At 40.5% G+C, this 242-nt stretch carries 1 protein-coding gene; it reads right to left on the bottom strand.

From position 1 onward, the window contains the following. On the bottom strand, positions 1-242 hold a 242-nt coding region (locus HA632_RS00135; RefSeq protein ID WP_176305218.1), incomplete at both ends, for a hypothetical protein.

A 242-nucleotide genomic window follows, 5' to 3' on the forward strand; every position in this document is an offset into this window, starting at 1 on the left:
TACTCAACCGTATAATTACTAGCGGCCAATGGTTGTTGGGCCAACACACTTGGGGTATTCACCGTCAAGTCAACATTGGTAATCGCATTTTGGGTATTGTTGTCATCATCACAAACCACGATATCATCTAAATCAATCGGTGCAATAGGACTTGGATTCACATTAAGCTCAATCGGAATGACACTCCAACATCCGGTTAATGGGTCAACTGCTCTAACATACAATATTTGTACAAAAGGATT

Origin of the sequence: Flavobacterium sp. J49, assembly GCF_011742145.1 — a bacterium.
Lineage (GTDB): Bacteria > Bacteroidota > Bacteroidia > Flavobacteriales > Flavobacteriaceae > Flavobacterium.